The sequence below is a fragment of the Paenibacillus cookii genome, assembly GCF_018333375.1.
Classification (GTDB): domain Bacteria; phylum Bacillota; class Bacilli; order Paenibacillales; family Paenibacillaceae; genus Paenibacillus_AQ; species Paenibacillus_AQ cookii.
Genome location: NZ_BORW01000015.1, coordinates 11,452 through 28,746 on the forward strand (window position 1 = coordinate 11,452; position 17,295 = coordinate 28,746).

Here is a 17,295-nt window from a genome sequence, read left to right on the forward strand (position 1 = left end):
GCAAAAAAACAGGGGGTTTCTCGACAGCCTGAGAAAGACCCCTCAGGCGAGGGGTCTTTCTCGTTGGATCTAACTTAAGGATATACGCGATCCGGCTTAACTTGTTCCCAAGTTTCAGCTCCATCGGCATTTCTGCTGTAATCATGGTTGTTCGTCGCTTCGAGCACGTCGGCGTAATACCACTTGTTCAGCGTATTATCCGGCCATGCTTTTGCATCCTTATGAATGCCTTCTACTTTGACCTTGCGGTTCAATACGCTGTTGATGAACGCCATCGCTTCCGCACGGGTAATGTATTGATTCGGCTTAAACGTGCCGTCCGGATAACCCTTGATCCAACCTTTGTTGGCGGCAGATACGATATACTTTTCGGCCCAATGGCCTTTGATATCCGAGATCATCGTATTTTCCTGCTGATCCAAATCGTCGAATCTGGAGGCAATTGCCGCAAACTCGGCTCTCGTGATTGAACGGCCCGGTTTGAAGGTTCCGTCCGGATAGCCGGTAATGATGCCTGCATTTTCCATCGTAGCGATGTTTTTGCTGGACCAACGCGTAGCAGCCACGTCTTTGTAAGAGCTGGTGCTCTTCATGTAATCGCTGCGCGTTGCGTCATCCATCAGTCGGTAGAAAATGGCCGCAACCTCTTCGCGGCTGATGTTGTTTTCCGGTTTGACCATGCCGTCCGGATACCCGTTGATGTAGTTGAAATGGTTGGCCGTATCCAGCTTCGGAGGCGCAGGCGGCAACGGCGGCACAACAGGCGGTGCCGGTGGCAGCGGCGTTACGCTGCCGGAATTGCCCGAAGACGATCCCGGATTGCTTGGACTCGGATCGATAGGCGGCGTTACCGGAGGAGCATTTTTCGTGTAGTAGAAAATGTACTCCTGTCCGTTTTGATCCTCAAACTGATAGACGACGGAAGACTTCACAGGCGTATAGCCGGTTACAGGAACAGCCGTCAAGGTCACGGAGCTGCCGGCTTTGCCTTTCAGAACGGTCGAAGCTGCCAGTTCGGCGCCTGTTCCTTGTTCCAGATACTTCACGGTGACTTCTTGGTCTTTTTCAACCGGTGCCGTATCCGGGATAAAATAAACGATCAATTCCTGAAGCGCTTCTCCGGTGAACCGGTAAGGATACTCGGCTTGCTCCGGTTTGTAAACCGCTCCGCTGACCGTGATCGGATCCGGTTTGATCGTGATGGCTTCGTCAGGTTTTCCTGAATACGTCTTTTGCCCCAATTCCTCATTCGTTAACTTGTTCAGGAATCTGACCAGAAGCTGCACAATCGTCTCGTCTTGGCCCTTTTTGTAATATACGGTATATTCCTGCTCCGGAGCGTCGGTAATGAGATACTCATGGTTGATTTCCAAAGGCGAATATACGGCGTCTAGAACGGTGATCGGCTTTTCGCTCCACCGCAGCGTTTCTCCAACCTTGCCGGTCAGCGTCGTTGTTTCTGCGATCCGATCGTTCGTCTCTTGATCGACATGGTGGATAGATACGGTGCGTTCCTCAGGTTCAGAAACTTGTTTCTTGTAATAGAAAACATATTCCTGGTTGCTTTCAGGCGATACCGGATATGAAATCTCAGGTATTGCCGGGACATAACCTTCGATGTTCGGAGCTTTGAGCAGCACTTCCTTGCCTACTTCGCCTTGCAAGCTGGCAGGTTCCAGCAGCTGCTGATTCGTTCCTTCTTCAAGGTATTTCACAATAATCGTGCGCATTTCAGGTGCCGGTTTGTCGGCCGTGTAGTAGATCACGACTTCTTGTTTTTCGTCGGCAGTGAATTTGTACGCAACTTCCGATTTCACTGGCGTGTAGCCATCAATCGATGGTGCAGTCAGCTTGATCTCCTGATCCGTTACGCCGTCCTGCGTTGTTGCGTCTTTAATTTCCTGCTTCGAATCTTGGTCCACATAGCGGATCGTCACCGTTTGCTTATCGGCCGTGTAGTACACGGTATGCTTCTGGTCTTTTTCCCCTGTGAACGTATACGTCTCGGTGTCTGTTACCGGCGTGTAGCCCGGAATTTTTTCCGCTACGTTAACTTCCTCGCCTTTATGGCCTTTGTGGGTCGTCGGCTGAACCAGCTCTTTGTCCGTGCCTTCTACCCGATGTTGTACTGTGACTTGTTGTTCGTTTGCTTTATAGAAAATAACAACTTCTTGTTTTTCGTCGGCAGTGAATTTGTACGCAACTTCCGATTTCACTGGCGTGTAGCCATCAATCGATGGTGCAGTCAGCTTGATCTCCTGATCCGTTACGCCGTCCTGCGTTGTTGCGTCTTTAATTTCCTGCTTCGAATCTTGGTCCACATAACGGATCGTCACCGTTTGCTTATCGGCCGTGTAGTACACGGTATGCTTCTGGTCTTTTTCCCCTGTGAACGTATACGTCTCGGTGTCTGTTACCGGCGTGTAGCCCGGAATTTTTTCCGCTACGTTAACTTCCTCGCCTTTATGGCCTTTGTGGGTCGTCGGCTGAACCAGCTCTTTGTCCGTGCCTTCTACCCGATGTTGTACTGTGACTTGTTGTTCGTTTGCTTTATAGAAAATAACAACTTCTTGTTTTTCGTCGGCAGTGAATTTGTACGCGACTTCCGATTTCACTGGCGTGTAGCCATCAATCGATGGTGCAGTCAGCTTGATCTCCTGATCGGTTACGCCTTCCTGCGTTGTTGCGTCTTTAATTTCCTGCTTCGAATCTTGGTCCACATAGCGGATCGTCACCGTTTGCTTATCGGCCGTGTAGTGGAATGCGTACTCTTGGCCGTCTTTGCCCGTAAAGGTATACTTGTCGCTTGCCTTTTCAGGGGTATAGCCAGGGATTTTCTTCGCTTCAAGTTCAATCTGCTTGCCCTTGAGTCCTTTTACGACGGCCGGCTCAGCCAGCGCTTTATTCGTTCCTTTGTCCAAATACTTGACCGTTACGTGCTGCTCTACCGCTTCCATGAATCCGAACCACACCGTCGGAGTCGGCTCGCTCATGGTCAGTTTTACGTTGGTCGGGTCGATACCGACTTCAAGTTGATACCCATCAATGGTTGGGGCACTCACGGCATATGTTTGGTCGATGTCCAGCGAGTCTTTTCCATCCTGCTTGAACTTCTGATTGTACAGCTGCTCCGCAAGCTCGGGCTTATCGACAACAACGCCCTCCGCATTAACCGGCTGACCGTCCGCATTTACACGGTAGCCTTTGACGGTGATGGAGCCTTTGCCGAAGCTTACTTGGGGAACCTCGAAGTTTTTGGTTACGTCTTTCCCATGGATGTCGGTATAATCGATGGTTGTTGTTCCATTCGTTGGGTAAAGCTGATTTGGATCAGGATTTTTCGATTGATCCATTTCGACGATGTAAGTCAAGGTCGCCGGGGAACCTTCCATGATGTTGCCGACGTTCCATGTAAAGGTTTCGGTCTTTTTGTCCAAGGTAATGGTTCCTTGCGAAACGGTCGGTTCGCCGACCAGATTAAACATGTCGCCCATAGGGTCGGTCACAATAGCGTCCTGGGCAGCGTAAGCAATTTGGCTGGACAGTTCGGAGAAGACCTTGCCCAAATCCGCGCTGTTGGACGAATAATAGCCTTTGTTTTGAACATGATTCAGCACGTATTTGGCATCTTTATCATTCCCGACTTCAAGGCCGATCGAATACATGCCGATGCCGCCGTCCCAAGCGAGTTTTGCTTCGGACAATGCTGCAATGCCGTTGTCTTCTACATCTTTGCGGTCAACGGTATATGCCTGAGTCCATCCTAAGTAATAGCTCGATCCGCTTCCAAGCACCTTACCGTTATAGTTAAAATCATTCAAGGTATAGTCGTACTTGTTTTGCGGCCAATTGTAAGCTGCGGCATGCGACGCCTTGTAGCTGTATGTCGGGGCGCCGTCGCTCAACAACACGATGATCTTGTTTTGCGCCTGGCTTCCGGTCAGCATCGTGCGGGCTTTATTCAGCCCGGCTTGAATGTTGGTGCCTTCGTTGCTTACGGTAATGCCTTTGATCTTGTTTTTTAGGCTGTCCTTCTGGCTAAATCCCAGGAAGGAAGATTTTTCGTCAGCCGTCTTATCGAAAGTCACAACTGCGATTCTCGTCGTCGAATCTTTGATCAACAGGTTATCGACGAACTTAGTCGCTGCCTCTTTGGCGTTGACCATCCGGTTCGAATTTCTCATGCTTCCGGACCGGTCGATCACCAGCACGACATCCGATGACGATTGAATGTTTTTGCCTTCGACGGTCAACGTAACTTTCCATTGGCCTTTTCCCGCGGGTTCGGCTTTTTTGTTCAGATTGATCGCTCCCGGATTCGGCCAGATCAGCTCATTCGATGCTGCCGATGCCGAGTTTAGGAACAGGTTGCCCGGGATCAGTCCCGTCAACACCGACAAAACCAACAGCCATGATGCTACAAGTTTTAAACCTCGTTTCATCTCGTCCTCCTTATTCCTTTGAATTGTTCCCGAAAAGCAAAAAGCCCGGCTGCATTAACGAATTGTTAATTGCAGCCGGACGATCATAAGTCATAAGGACTCTTAGACTCCAAGGCTTTGCGACCTAATCTTTCGACTAGTGTGCCAAATATCAGATTGTCGTTATTGCAGCAATGCCTAACGCGAAAATCCATTGCATTGATCTTTCGAATGTTAGGCCGTGGGAACCATTGACAAATATAAACCAAAATAAAATTGGCTGTCAATAGCCATCATGTGAAATCTTTGGAATTTTCTTTAAACGTGATCCAGATCCCCGTCTTATCGTCCGATGATTTGAAACGCGGGTAGCGGATGCACTCCGGATCGTCTTGTTCCAGGGCCAGCAGCCACTTGGCGTAGCTTTCCAAGCCTTCCGCAGCGACCTGGCGCAGCAGCTTCTCTTCCGGATTTCCGGTTTCGTCATCCTGAAGCGGCCAAGGTTCCGGGTAAAAAAGCCCGTCCGTCACGAGCAGCAGTCCCGCCAAGCCGATCCGGTTAATTTTGCCGTATTCCAAAAAATTTTCCGCTTCCGGCAATCCGTTGATCACGGAGTAACCTTCAAAAGTGTTCATTTTCTCTTTATTTTGAAGCAGCCGGGGTTTGACCCTTTCCCACAATTCGGCTTTCGTATGTATGCCCTCTTCGATGCCCTGCTTCCAAACCGCCAGGGACGCTTCCCCGATCTGAGCGACCTGATCCCGCGTGAGTGTCCGAATCGAACCGTCCCGGTACAAGGCGATCACCATGCAATCCCCCGCCTGAACGTATTCGATGTGATGTTCATGAATGCGGATGGCAGCCATGGCGGCCGTCCACAGTTCGCTTTTGCGATCCGTCCGGATGCCGCTTGCCCGCATTTCCTCGCCCAACTTGAGGTTGGCTTCTTTGGCAAACGTCTCGAGATTGCGGGTTTCGTCTGCGGGGAGCTGCTCGAAATGCCGTTTGATCAGCTGCGAAGCCAGTCTGCCCCCGGTTTCGCCATGCGGTCCCCGGTAAGGGATCAGCGACGTCGCCCCGTCGATAACGCCAAAAATCCGTGCGTCCGGATGCCATATGACGGCGTCTTCATTCCACTCTCCTACGCCTTGAATCGAAATATGATGAATGTCCATGAGGTTTCCCCTCCGTAGTCGTTTGTTTATTGGCCGGCTTGCTGCAGCGACTCGAACAACTTTTTCGTTTGCTGCGAATCTTTTTCGTTATAGTAAATCGTAACACCTTCAAGCTTGATTCGGATATACGGCGGATTATTTTTGAAAACGTACAGCCGCGCTTTGCCCGCTTCCTTCAGCCGGAAGTGTCCCCTGGCATACTGATTCGTCGCTTCGCCATTCGTTTTGGTGGCGCCGGGAATCGCGTCTACCAGCGTTAACTCCTTAATATCCGCAAGGCTGAAATCAAAGGAGTACATCGGGTAATGAATTTCTACCTTGTCATCCTGCGTTACGGCTAGCGACGGGGAAGTGAGCTCGGACCGGATCAGCATAAACGAAACGCCGACGACCACCGCGGTGATAAGCCCAAAAGATCCCCACTTGATGATTTTGCCTGGCACAGTCGCCGTATTGACGGTTCCTCCCATTCCGATCCGTTTGGGAACAAAAACGCTTTTGTCATGGGGATTGTGGTACGTAAAGCCGTTCACCCAGTATTCGTCATCGTCGGTATATACCGTTTTGCCGTCATGTTCCAGCATGTCCCGCTCCAGCGCTTGGATTTTGCGGTATACGGCATAGATCGCGCCGACAGGAATCGCGGCAAAAAGCACGATGATCGCCAGCCATGCGCCTTCCATATTTCCGGTTTCGTTGTTCACCAGCATAAAAATCAGGAAAACATGGACATTCTCCGCAACCGCCATCCACAGCCACAGATAGGATAAAGCCCGGCGTTTGGCCTGATTGAGCACGAGATTAATCTCGGTATTCATGCTGTACACTTTCGCTCTCGTTTTGCGCATGTATAGCGACACCAAAAAGAACAGCGCAGTAAGAAATATGCCGCATGCCGTCACACCATACGATTGGTCATCTTGTCTAAAGGACCACCACAGCAAGCCGACCGACATGGCAAAAGGAAAGATAAAAAGCCATAACGGCGCCGAACGGGCGTTTTTGTGCTGAGCTACCCGCAGGTCGGTGAGAACGACTCGCTTATCTCCCACAAACCATTCGTGCTCCCGTTTTAAAGCTAGCGTACGGGCGAAGGCCTTCCGGAATGGCATGGCCATCACAACCGATAACACGGCCGACCATACGAAAAAATAAATAACCTGAAAAGCCGACAAGTCGTGCAGGAACAGCATCGGGACCAGAGCGCCGCCCATCCATAGGCTTGCATAAAGAAACTGCTTGTTAAAGCTGGCCTGAACTTGTTTCAGCTCCTCGTGCCCCGCGGCCGCTTCCGGCAGTTTGACGGCAAAGAGCATGCCGTTTTTGTAGGCGGCTTGCGGTTTGTACATGCCGAGGATGACGGAGTAGCAAATGACGGATATCAGCATTAGAATGATCGTTAACATGAGGACCTCCTCATTCTGCAGGGTGAGGTTTCAGCGGATTGTACGTCATTTTGGAAAAAATCTGCGAACACAAGGTTTGGAACCGGGATTCGTTGATACCCTGGATCGCTGCCTGCGCGATGATCAACTGCAGCTTTTCCTCCAGTTCCGGGGACGGCTCCGGATCGCCTGGCATTTGCGGATTAACTTTGGCGCCGTGACGCCGGTCAATCACGATATATCCCTCCTGCTTCAGCAGCGAATAGGTTTTATTGACCGTCATCGTGTTGATGCCGAGCTCTTCGGCGAGCTGCCGGACCGTCGGCAGTTTCTCCTGCGGTTCCAGTTCTCCGGTAGCAATGCCGATCACGATCTGATTGCGCAGCTGCTCATAAAGCGGGGTGTCGCTATCCAATTGCAAGGAAATGACCATACGTTCTTCACTCCTTCATTCGCTTTTATGTATTATCCATTGTAATACAAATAATACTTAAAATCGAGATTAATATGTCCCCTTTGCCAAAAAAAAGACACCGACATCAAGATGTCAGTGCCTTTTCAACGCTTCTCCCATCTCCCTCGGAATCATGTTTTGACGCCGGAAAATCGACAGCAGCAGCCCTGCAGCGGCAAAATCGAAGACTTGCATCATATTGCTGTACCCTATGAAAGGCAGCACCTCGCCGACAATCGGGACGATGCCGAAAGACATGAGAATCGGCCAGAACATCCGGATGGCGAAGAGGCTCATGAATCCGACGACGATTCTTCTTGCATATTCGTCATGGATGCGGTCCCTCATTTTCCAGACCCGGACCATAAACCAGAACGCCAGCCCAGCGATGAGGATGCCGAATCCCCAGCCGAAACAATAAATCAGATACGGAAACAAAGAGTCCGCGTACGCATAAGGAAGCGTATCCAACCGCGCGGCAAATCCATGCCCGAACCAGCCCGCCGAAAGAATCGCCGCCTTGGTTTGAAGCAACTGATGGCTGCCCTCCCCCGCCGGATATAAAAACGCATGAAGACGATGGTATAACTGGCTGGCTTGGGCAAGGGCGAAAATGTATAAAGACAGCAGCGGAAGGGCCAGCAACAAAAATTGGGCGCCGCTCTTTTTCGTTTTCCAAGTCAGCAAGAAGAAAGCAGCGAGATAGATTAGGCCGTAAAACCAGGAAGACCCTAAGGAAAACAATACAACGGGAAGCGCTCCCCTGCCGACCAGCTGAACAAGATGCTCCGCTCCGCGCCAATCCTTAGCCGGCTTCATGCCTGCCAGCCCCAAGACGAGGATCGGAAGCGAAACGGCCATGATATTGACGCCAAACGGTCCAAACGCGAGAAACACCTTCCTTCCGTTGAGGTCGATCCCTACAAAAAGGGTAAGCAACATCAGAAGTAACATGCCGTAAAACAGCACGGCCGAATGCTTTTGTATTTTGCGGTAATCGATAAAGTAGAACACCATCAGGAAGGCCATGCCCATAAGAGTAAACAGCACTTTATTTTCGACAAGCCTCGTGCCGAATTTCGGGTACATTCCCGATTGCTGGGCGGCAAACACTCCGAAAATGCCCAAAAGCGCCATCGCCGCTATAATAACAAACATCTTCCATTCCACGGCAGGCTTATGAGCCTGGTGTAGGTTGCGCCCAATCGCATCCGGGTCTCCCATCTGGCGGACCGCCTCCGCGGCAGCCTCTTCCTCGGGCATCCCTTCCTCAAGCAAAAGCTCCATTCGTTCTGCCACGTGGGATATAAGCTCCTCGCGGATATCCGCATGCAGCTCCCTGGCGCGAACGTGTCTGCATACCCGGTTCAAAAATGCGGCAACGGCCGCACATTGTTCAAGCTGGTTCACGATGTTCCCTCCCCAATAACCCGATCCACCGCGGTCCGGAATTGGACCCACTCTTGCGTCTTTTCTTTCAGTTGGCCTCTGCCCCGGTCGGTAATGCGGTAATACTTGCGTTTGCGCCCGTCGTGCGTGCTCCAATAGGCATCCAGCCAACCTTCGGCCTCCAGGGAATGCAGGATGGGGTATAACGTTCCTTCCTTCATTGAAAATACCCCCTCCGAGCTTCGCTCGATCTCTTTGATCAGTTCGTAACCGTACATCTCCTTCTTGTTCAACAACGTGAGCACTAAAATAGCGGTGCTGCCTTTCAGCAGCTCTTTATTGACTGCCATCCGACGATCTCCTTATACCTAGATTTACGATATATCGAATTACTATGTATATGAGTATATGTAAATAAACCATGAAATGCAAGAAGGATTCCTAAATAGACAACCTTTAATTACGCCCCCCCTTATATATATAAAGGAAGGTTTTCGAAAATTGTATAGGTTTTGTATAGGTCCGGTTGTTAACCTATTTTTGAGGCATATTGTAGAAATTTAAACGTGACATGATCGATAAATAACCAGCGCTGCAAAAAACAACCATTGACCGGATTTTCGGCAATGGTTGTTTTAATATCAGCATGTTTCAGAGCCGCCGATCCCGCCGATCAGACCAAGTTCAGAAAATATTCAGACGGTTCTTGTATAATTCATTTGTTTACTCACTCTTGCTTGAATATATGCTCGTACGATAATGGCAAACCCGATTGAAAAACGGGGACGCAAAGCTACAGGGGCTAACGGTTTTGCCATAGCAGCAAATGCCAATGCCAGCCAGCTGCCGAATACGACGGGAATCTCCGTCCTATTTAGCATGCCTGCTGCTTGACGGAGGTTTTTTCTTTTTCCTGCATAACCGCAAGGAAGGCAATACGAATAAAGGTGGAATCAATCAGGATGAGGGCTTTACTAGTCGACGATGAGCCATTAGCTCTGGAATATCTTAAAAAGAAACTTGAATACGATATCGGTGGCGTTAACGTCGTGGGCTTATGTTCGAATCCTTATCAGGTGGTTGGGGTTGCGGTCAAACAGCGGCCCGACGTCGTGTTTCTCGACATCCATATGCCTGAAATGAACGGACTTGAGCTCGGCGAACAATTGCAGGCTGCCGTTCCGCACACTGAAATCGTCTTCGTGACGGGCTACGACCAATATGCCGTACGCGCCTTTGAGCTTTATGCGCTGGACTATATTATGAAACCCGTGCGCTTGGACCGCTTGCGCCTGACGGTTCAGCGTTTGCGCGAAAGGCTTCAGGAAGACCCCGAAGCGTCCGGCAAAGCGAAAACGCCGCTTTTCCTGTGCTTCAATCAGCTTCGGGTCCAGCTTCCCGGAATGGAGCCGCAAACGTTGAAATGGCGCACGAACAAAGCGCAGGAGCTGTTCGCTTATTTGCTTCACCACCGCGAGCGTACGGTCGATCGCGGCACGTTAATCGAGCTTTTATGGCCCGATTTTGATGTGTCCCGGGCGACCCAGCAGCTGTACACGACCATCTATCATATCCGCCAAACCCTGTCCAAGGCCGGCCTGACGATGATCCGCATCATCAAAGGAGAACTTGAAGCCGGATACCGGCTCACCATCGGGGGAGCCCGGGTCGACGTCGAGGAATGGGAGCAGCGGCTTAAGCGGTTAGAAGCTATAGACCTCACGAACGCGGAGGAATACGAGCAGGTCCTCGATCAGTTCGAAGGGAATTATCTGGGGGAATACGAGTACCTGTGGGCCGAATACGAACGGGAACGAATCCGGCTCTTGTGGCTGCAGCACGCGGAAAACCTGGCCCGGTTTTATATGGACCGCGGGAAAAGGAAAGCAGCGATTGACGTGAATCTGCGCATTCAGCGGCAGCTGCCCGACCGGGAAGAAACGTATCTGACCCTAATGACGCTTTACGACAGCCTCGGCGACGCAAGCAGCGTCGAAGAGCAGTACTGGCTCCTTGCCACCAGAATGCGGGAGCTGGAGCTTGCTTTTCCCCCGAGAATCTTGGCGTGGTATGAGCAATGGAAACAGCAAACGCGCTGATTGCAGCAATCCCCCGAACGTAACGTTCGGGGGCGGATGTCAAGCTGTTCTTCGTTTACAGCCGCGGATCGATCTCCCGTTCCTGGCCGACTTCGAACAGCAGATTGGCGGCGATTTCCTGATAGGCCTGATGCTGAGGGGAAATCTCCCCGAATTTGACTTCAAGCATCCGCACGCCAAGCTGATGTTCGTTCAAGGATGTCCGCAGCTTGCGCATAATGCTTTTTTGCTTCATCAGCTTGCGGTATTTGTGCGGGAACCGGTAATCGTAGCCGTATACGATCGTCAAATAGTCGGGATTGCGCACCTTCATGTAGGGCACCGTCCGGCCATTCCACGTCTCCGGCTTGATGACGACTCCTTCCATATGCTTTTCCGTGGTCAGCTTGCCGAAAAAGCTTTCGGCCCGGGCGTCGCTATCCGGATCGGACAAATCCAGCGTGATCGCTTCATCCTCCGAAAGGAAACGGTACATCTCCGAGGTGCTCCATGCCGGAAATTGCTCCCGTCCATCGTCGTATACGATTTTCAGCACGGCAAACGGCTTATACTCCATTTCCGCATCTTCCGCATACAGCTCCAGCTGCTTCTTATAGACTTCGTACGCCCGGTCATGTTCGGCAAGCGGCACGCTGCTCTCCCGGACGTCATGCAGGTGCTTATAGGTTTGATACACGCTGGCGCCGTATTTTTCGCTTAAGACGCTTTTGGCGGTACGGTATTGGTCTTGCTCGAACCCGCTGGTGTCGTATTGTTCCATCAGCTGTTGCAAAGCAGGCTCGAATCCGTTATGCCGCAAAAACGCCAGCTCCGTTTCCAGCGCTTTTTCGATCGGCTTGAACTGGCGTTCGATCAGCCCTTCTCCGAGCGCCTTCCACGGCAGCAATTCCCCGTCGAGCAGCAGCATGGAGATCCCGTGTTGCTTCATGTATCCGCCGAACCGGTCCAGAAGTTTCCGATAAATCTCCGTCAAGTCCGCCTGCTTCACCTTATAGCCGTTCCGGCTGACGGCAAAACATTGCTCCGGTTCCTGATGCAAATAGACGTTGCAGCGGGAGCCCATATATTTCGGCTGCAAAACGACCTGCCGGACGCCGTGCCCGCGGAAATAATCCAGTCCTTTTTTCAGCGACTCCAGCTCGTTTCTTTCCGGGTCCTTGTCCGCGGGGGACATCGTGCCGGAAATATAATTGATGTGATGACGCGAGCAGTAATGCAGCCGGCGCATTTCGTCCTCTCCCAAATCCTGCACCGAAACCTTGCGCTCTTCCCGGAACAATACCGGCAGTTCTTCCGCCGTCGCGGCCGTGCGCGATGAATGCGACTTCATGAACGGCTTGAACGTGATCATGACAGACGTCAGTCCATTTCCATGGACGGCCCCGGTATCGATATGGATTTTGTTTCGGATGCGGAAAGCGCGCTTCGCGGCGATATGGCCGAAAATATGGTACGGATGGTTCCCGACCGCTTCCTCCTGCAAAAACGACAACTGCCCTTCCAGCGGCGCTTCGCGGTCGATCCGCAGGTTGCGCTGATGGCGGACGGCGTTTGCGTCCAGCTTGCCGATATATTTCTTTTTGCACGGGGCATGGGTCACGTAATAGGATGGGCCGTTCACGCCAAGATAACGGTAAAACGGCTTCGCCTTCGATACCAGGCACTCGAATTTGTCCCAAAGTTCCGGATCGGCCTGCAGCGTCCCGGCGGAATCGAAATACGTGCGAAGCAGCTCTGGATCCGCGCCGCTGATTTCGCCTTGCACATATTTGTGCACGAAATTTTCGTGATTCCCCATCACAAACAGGAAATGCTCGCGGTTAGCATGCAAAAACTCCACGATTTCTTTCGTTTTTGTCCCTTTGTCGATCCAGTCGCCGGCCAGGATGATTTTCGCGTCCCGCACCCGGTCTCCGGCGATCAGCTTGCCTGCCTCGATCCGGTACCCGTAGCTCAGCAGCAACCCTTGCAGTTCATCCACGCGTTCATGGACGTCGCCGACGATGATATACTGCCGGTTTTGCGGCAGCACCGTGTCCAGATAGGCGTCAAGATCCTCGATGACCACGCTGTACTCCGGATTCCGTACACCCGCCTCCGGCCGGTAAAAATCCTTCGCGCGCACTTTATGGATTTGGTCGTACCCCTCGCGGGCAAGCGCTCCGAGCACCTCCTTTTTCAGGCGGTTGATATGGTTCGTGATGAGCCGCTTCGAACGTTCCGAGGCGTAATAATCCTCCCGTTTCCGGTAATCGAACACGATGACTTCCAGATGGTAATGGTTGCGGCGGGCAATATCCTTGACCTTGGCGCGGAAATCCTCGGCCAGCCCGGTCGTATCGACGACGACGAACTCCGCGTTGACGGGAAACGTCGTCACCATGTTCAGAGTCTCGAACAACAGGTGGAATGCCTGCTCGCTAGCCTCCAGCATCACCTGGTCGTATTTATCGTAGTCATGCCCGAGCACCTCCTGACGGATTTGGTCGGAAGACAGGTATTGAATATTCGCTTTGATGTTTTTATCCGCGTCTTCAAACCGCAGTCCCGGCATGAGCACTTCCTTGGCAAAGGTCGTTTTGCCGCATTCCGTCGAACCGACGAGCATGAAGATCGTATGCATTTTCGTCCGGATTTCCATGATCGATTAAACCTCCTTTTTCTTCAGGATGGCCCCCTGCGTCGTGCGGATGCCGTCCACCTCGTCCCCGATGTCCACGAATTCGCATGAAAGGCCCGCGTCCCGGATCGCGTCCAGCAGCCATAGCCGGAACGCCTCCCGTCCCATCTCCCATTTGTGGTCGTCGTGGCGGAAACCCGCAAGTCCGTAAAACCGGTTAAAGTCCTTGTTCGGCGTCGTGATCACAAAATGGCCGAAATCGACCTCTCGCCCAATCTGGCGGATCAGCTCCGCGGCCTCCCCTTCGCTCATGTGCTCGATCACTTCGGTCAAAATGACGTCCACCCGCTCGCCGCTGTATTCCGCGAGGAAATGGCCGATCGATCCAAAAGCCGCAATGTTGGCGACCTGCTTCGATTCCGCTCTGCGCGTCATTTTGTAAAGCGCCTCTTCGTCGACGTCGACCGCATAATACGTGCCGTCGATTTTGCCGGCGAACGGAAGAGCGTAAAACCCTTCGCCACAGCCCACATCCAGAATGGATTTGTCGAAAGGCAGCACGCCCCCGATGAAATTCCGCCGCTGCAGCGCCGTCCCCCCGTACGCAAATTGAATGCTGTAGCGGTCCGTTTTTTCGAGCTCTGCTTTGTATCGGCCGAACCGTTCCTTGGACGACAAAAAGTTGCGAACGAACAGGCTCCGGATATAAAACGGCGCGTCGATGACGTGCATGCTCCGGATGTACTTCTCCAGCACCTTTTCCGAAATATCGATGTATTCGTTGCCGAACATGGACAGGAACAAACACAATACGCTGACCACATGCAGAAGCTGATACAGGCTTTTTTGCGTCGTGACGGTTAACGAATAGCTTTTATGCGCCAGATGGACGGTCGTAAACGTAAATTCCGGAAGATGTTTCGCAAAAAAATCGATATAGCGGGTCAACTCGATATGGATCATCGGAATGTAAAAGGTATGTTCATAGCCTTCCGCATCCCGTTCGTCTTGCGTTTTCAGCGGGGCCGAAAAAAATTCCCCGATCGCGTTCAGCGGAAATAAAGGCGTATGATATCGCGAAACGTTAAGATATTCGAAGGTTTCCTGCTGGTGCTGTTTATAGGAAATTTCATTGTCCGCGTCCTTGAAATAAACGTTATATGTGTTTTCGTCGGTATACCAGCCGTACGCGATTCCCTGACGGATGCTCCGCAGCATCATGCCGGAACCCGGATTTTTTTTGATGAGATACGAAAATTGCGGGTTGGTCGATTTCACTTGAACGATTGCCATCGGTAACTCCCTCCTGTGCTGTTATCATCGCGTATTTCCGGCCGCGCGAACATGGCGGAAGTATTACGACAGGAAAAAAGTTTGGCATTTTCCCCATCTCCATCCACTGATACAATGAAAGGAGCATTTTTTACGGAAGAAGGGAAAAACGGATGGCCAAAGAAAGCTTCGACAAAGAGATCCAGTTTCTGCGCATGCTCGTGCTGACGAGCGGGGCTTACAACAGGCAGCAGTTTGCCAAACGGCTCGGCATCTCCGTCAACACCTTCGACAAAACGCTCCGCCGATTAAAAGACATCGTGCACGCCACGTACCAACAGCTGCCGGAGGAGCAGGGCAAAGAATTCGCCGAAGCGATCCGGTACCGGTACGACGATTCGGCCGACCCGATGCTGCTGTTCCTGTTCCGGGCCAAGTCGCTTAAAGAGTCCGAAAGCCGGCGGTTGTCGCTCGTGCTCGCGGCGCTGAACGGCCGGTCGATGACTGCGTCGGAGCTGCTCGACTGCTGCATGGCCGATCTCCCCGCGGACCTCTCGTTGCCGGACGAAAAAACGTTACGCAAAGACTTGAAATACCTGGAGGAAGTCGGCGTCATTCGAAGGGAAAACGGGGCAAGGCCTTATATATACCGCATCCGGAACGAGCTGATCCATGAGCTGACGGATGAGGAGCTTCTCGATCTATACGATTTCGTGGACGTGATGGCCAATACCCAAATCCCATCCGTACAAGGATATCTGCTGCGCGACGGGCTCAAAAAACATCTCGTACGCAGCGGCGCGGAAAAAGAGGCGGTCGAACCCTTTTTGTACAAATACCACTACCATTCGCGAATCCTGGACGAAGCCCATTTGTTCGCCATTCTGGATGCGATCCGGGGCCGGCGCAAAATGAAGTTTTTGTACTTCTCGCCCAAATCGGACAAAAGCTACGCCTCGCAAAACACGAACCCGCTGTTCGAGCGCGAATCCCAGGGGAAACTTGAAACGACGCTGCCGCTGAAGGTGGTGTATGACCACCAATACGGAAGATGGTATGTGCTTGGTTACGGACGGGAAGGCATCCGGAAATACCGGATGGAGGGCATGACGCAGGTCGAAACCGGGGAGCCCGCGGCGCAGGCTTGGTTCGAGGAAAAGCAGGCGGAGCTGATGGACCGGATTCGTTACAGCTGGCTGATCGACACGGGGCGGCCGGTGACGGTGCGGGCCAGATTTTTTAGTCCCGGCGGGTCGGAGCCGAATTTCATTAAAGAACGCGTGCTCTTGCAGGGGCAGTGGGGAGAAATCGTCGAGGAAAGCGAAGACTCTTTCATCTATGAGATCACGGTGAACGGCACGCAGGAAATCAAACCTTGGCTGCGGAGCTTCGGGTCGAGCTGCGAGGTGCTGGAGCCTGTGCAGCTGCGCCGGGAGTTGATCGCGGAATGGAAGGAGATTCGGGCCTACTATGAATCCGTTTGAAAAAATTTTCAATTACCAGATCATTTCGCGCCTGGACGATGCCGGGACGTTCATGGCAACCGCCCACGAGCGGGCCTGGCTCAAAACGGCGCTGGCGCATCCCGCGGCAGCCCAAGCGTTTACGGCCGGAACGTTGGCCAAACTGGAATCAATGCTGGACCCGGATGATTCCTTCGATCCCCATCCTCATCTGATCGAAAAAGCCCGCAGCCGGGAAAAGCAGGTATACCATCCCCTGCTGGGAAAAATCCGCCGCCTGATCCTGAACCGCCATGGCATTCGGCTGTCGTACAGGGTCCGGGGCGACCGGATCTTTTCCGATCAATTGGGCGTGCCCTACAAGCTGGAGTATTCGATGGTCAAACGGGAATGGTATTTGCTGTGGCACCGCGTGCGGCATCACGCGCTCATGAAAACGAAACTGGACAAAATCCTGTTCATCGCCGAAGCGGACCTCTCGCACGAACGGGTCGATCGGATGCTGGAACGGACCCGCCTCACCCTTGAGTCGCGCAAAACGAAGGTCCTTATCGAAATCCTTCCTATGTATAACCGCGAACTGTCCCGCATTCTATACGCATTTTCCTGTTTCGAGAAGGAAGTCGCCTATGACGCGGACCGGAATCTATATACCGTCAAGGTATGCCTCCTGGGGGAAGAAATCGAATATCTGCTTTCCAAGCTGCGTTTTTTGGGAAAACGGGTCAGAGTTTTGGAAGGTGATTACGTCAAAAAGCGGATGGTGGAAGCTTCGACGAAGGCGCTGGAGCGGTACGGGGTGTTGGAGGCGGATGAGGAGGTTTGAAGAGAAGCGCCGGGAGCCTCAAGGAGAAGATGCAGGTTTATTCGCAGCAAAATGCGGATCGAACTTGCTTTTCTTTCGTGTTATATCCCCCTCACCTCAAATCGGTTGATCCAGCACCGGACAAATGATAGAATTGAAGTATAAAGAAACAAATTGCCGACATATAATAAAAAGAGCCTTTGCCGCGGGAA

11 protein-coding genes and 2 riboswitches are annotated in these 17,295 nt (G+C 52.1%); of the genes, 3 read left to right on the plus strand and 8 right to left on the minus strand.

Annotated elements, in window-relative coordinates; translation table 11 throughout:
- Positions 1–74: 74 nt before the first annotated feature.
- The 6 genes from KI367_RS14730 to KI367_RS14755 form a co-directional block, all read right to left on the minus strand.
- A complete protein-coding gene (locus KI367_RS14730) occupies positions 75–4,442 on the minus strand; it encodes a MucBP domain-containing protein (protein WP_212950554.1) in 4,368 nt (1,455 codons plus the stop codon).
- A 67-nt stretch (positions 4,443–4,509) separates the two neighbouring features.
- Positions 4,510–4,598: riboswitch (cyclic di-GMP riboswitch) on the minus strand.
- A gap of 116 nt (positions 4,599–4,714) precedes the next feature.
- On the minus strand, positions 4,715–5,596 hold the full coding sequence (locus KI367_RS14735; RefSeq protein ID WP_212950555.1) for a protein phosphatase 2C domain-containing protein: 882 nt from the start codon (positions 5,594–5,596) through the stop codon (positions 4,715–4,717).
- 26 nt (positions 5,597–5,622) lie between these two features.
- The gene (locus KI367_RS14740) at positions 5,623–7,002 is read right to left on the minus strand and encodes a DUF5808 domain-containing protein (RefSeq protein WP_212950557.1); all 1,380 of its coding nucleotides are present in this window, start codon (positions 7,000–7,002) and stop codon (positions 5,623–5,625) included.
- A gap of 10 nt (positions 7,003–7,012) precedes the next feature.
- The gene (locus KI367_RS14745) at positions 7,013–7,414 is read right to left on the minus strand and encodes a GntR family transcriptional regulator (protein ID WP_212950559.1); all 402 of its coding nucleotides are present in this window, start codon (positions 7,412–7,414) and stop codon (positions 7,013–7,015) included.
- Positions 7,415–7,528: 114 nt separating this feature from the next.
- The gene (locus KI367_RS14750; protein ID WP_212950560.1) at positions 7,529–8,845 is read right to left on the minus strand and encodes an FtsW/RodA/SpoVE family cell cycle protein; all 1,317 of its coding nucleotides are present in this window, start codon (positions 8,843–8,845) and stop codon (positions 7,529–7,531) included.
- Complete coding sequence (locus KI367_RS14755) at positions 8,842–9,174, minus strand: PadR family transcriptional regulator (protein WP_212950562.1); 333 nt, start codon at positions 9,172–9,174, stop codon at positions 8,842–8,844. Before KI367_RS14755 ends, KI367_RS14750 begins: the two co-directional genes overlap by 4 nt.
- 401 nt (positions 9,175–9,575) lie before the next feature.
- A riboswitch (cyclic di-GMP riboswitch) is annotated at positions 9,576–9,675 on the plus strand.
- 111 nt (positions 9,676–9,786) lie between these two features.
- On the opposite strand from KI367_RS14755, the gene KI367_RS14760 reads away from it, so the two are divergent.
- Complete coding sequence (locus tag KI367_RS14760; RefSeq protein ID WP_212950564.1) at positions 9,787–10,923, plus strand: response regulator; 1,137 nt, start codon at positions 9,787–9,789, stop codon at positions 10,921–10,923.
- A gap of 55 nt (positions 10,924–10,978) precedes the next feature.
- Here the strand turns inward: KI367_RS14760 and KI367_RS14765 are convergent, their stop codons facing one another.
- Both KI367_RS14765 and KI367_RS14770 read right to left on the minus strand, forming a co-directional pair.
- A complete protein-coding gene (locus KI367_RS14765) occupies positions 10,979–13,564 on the minus strand; it encodes a metallophosphoesterase (RefSeq protein WP_212950566.1) in 2,586 nt (861 codons plus the stop codon).
- Between the two features lie 6 nt (positions 13,565–13,570).
- Positions 13,571–14,836: a methyltransferase domain-containing protein gene (locus tag KI367_RS14770; RefSeq protein WP_212950568.1), complete on the minus strand. Its 1,266-nt coding sequence runs from the start codon at positions 14,834–14,836 to the stop codon at positions 13,571–13,573.
- 152 nt (positions 14,837–14,988) lie between these two features.
- Here KI367_RS14770 and KI367_RS14775 point away from each other — a divergent pair, with 152 nt between their 5' ends.
- Both KI367_RS14775 and KI367_RS14780 read left to right on the plus strand, forming a co-directional pair.
- Positions 14,989–16,299: a helix-turn-helix transcriptional regulator gene (locus tag KI367_RS14775; protein ID WP_212950570.1), complete on the plus strand. Its 1,311-nt coding sequence runs from the start codon at positions 14,989–14,991 to the stop codon at positions 16,297–16,299.
- Positions 16,286–17,104: a WYL domain-containing protein gene (locus KI367_RS14780; protein ID WP_212950571.1), complete on the plus strand. Its 819-nt coding sequence runs from the start codon at positions 16,286–16,288 to the stop codon at positions 17,102–17,104. The genes KI367_RS14775 and KI367_RS14780 overlap by 14 nt, the downstream gene beginning before the upstream one ends.
- Positions 17,105–17,295: the final 191 nt, after the last annotated feature.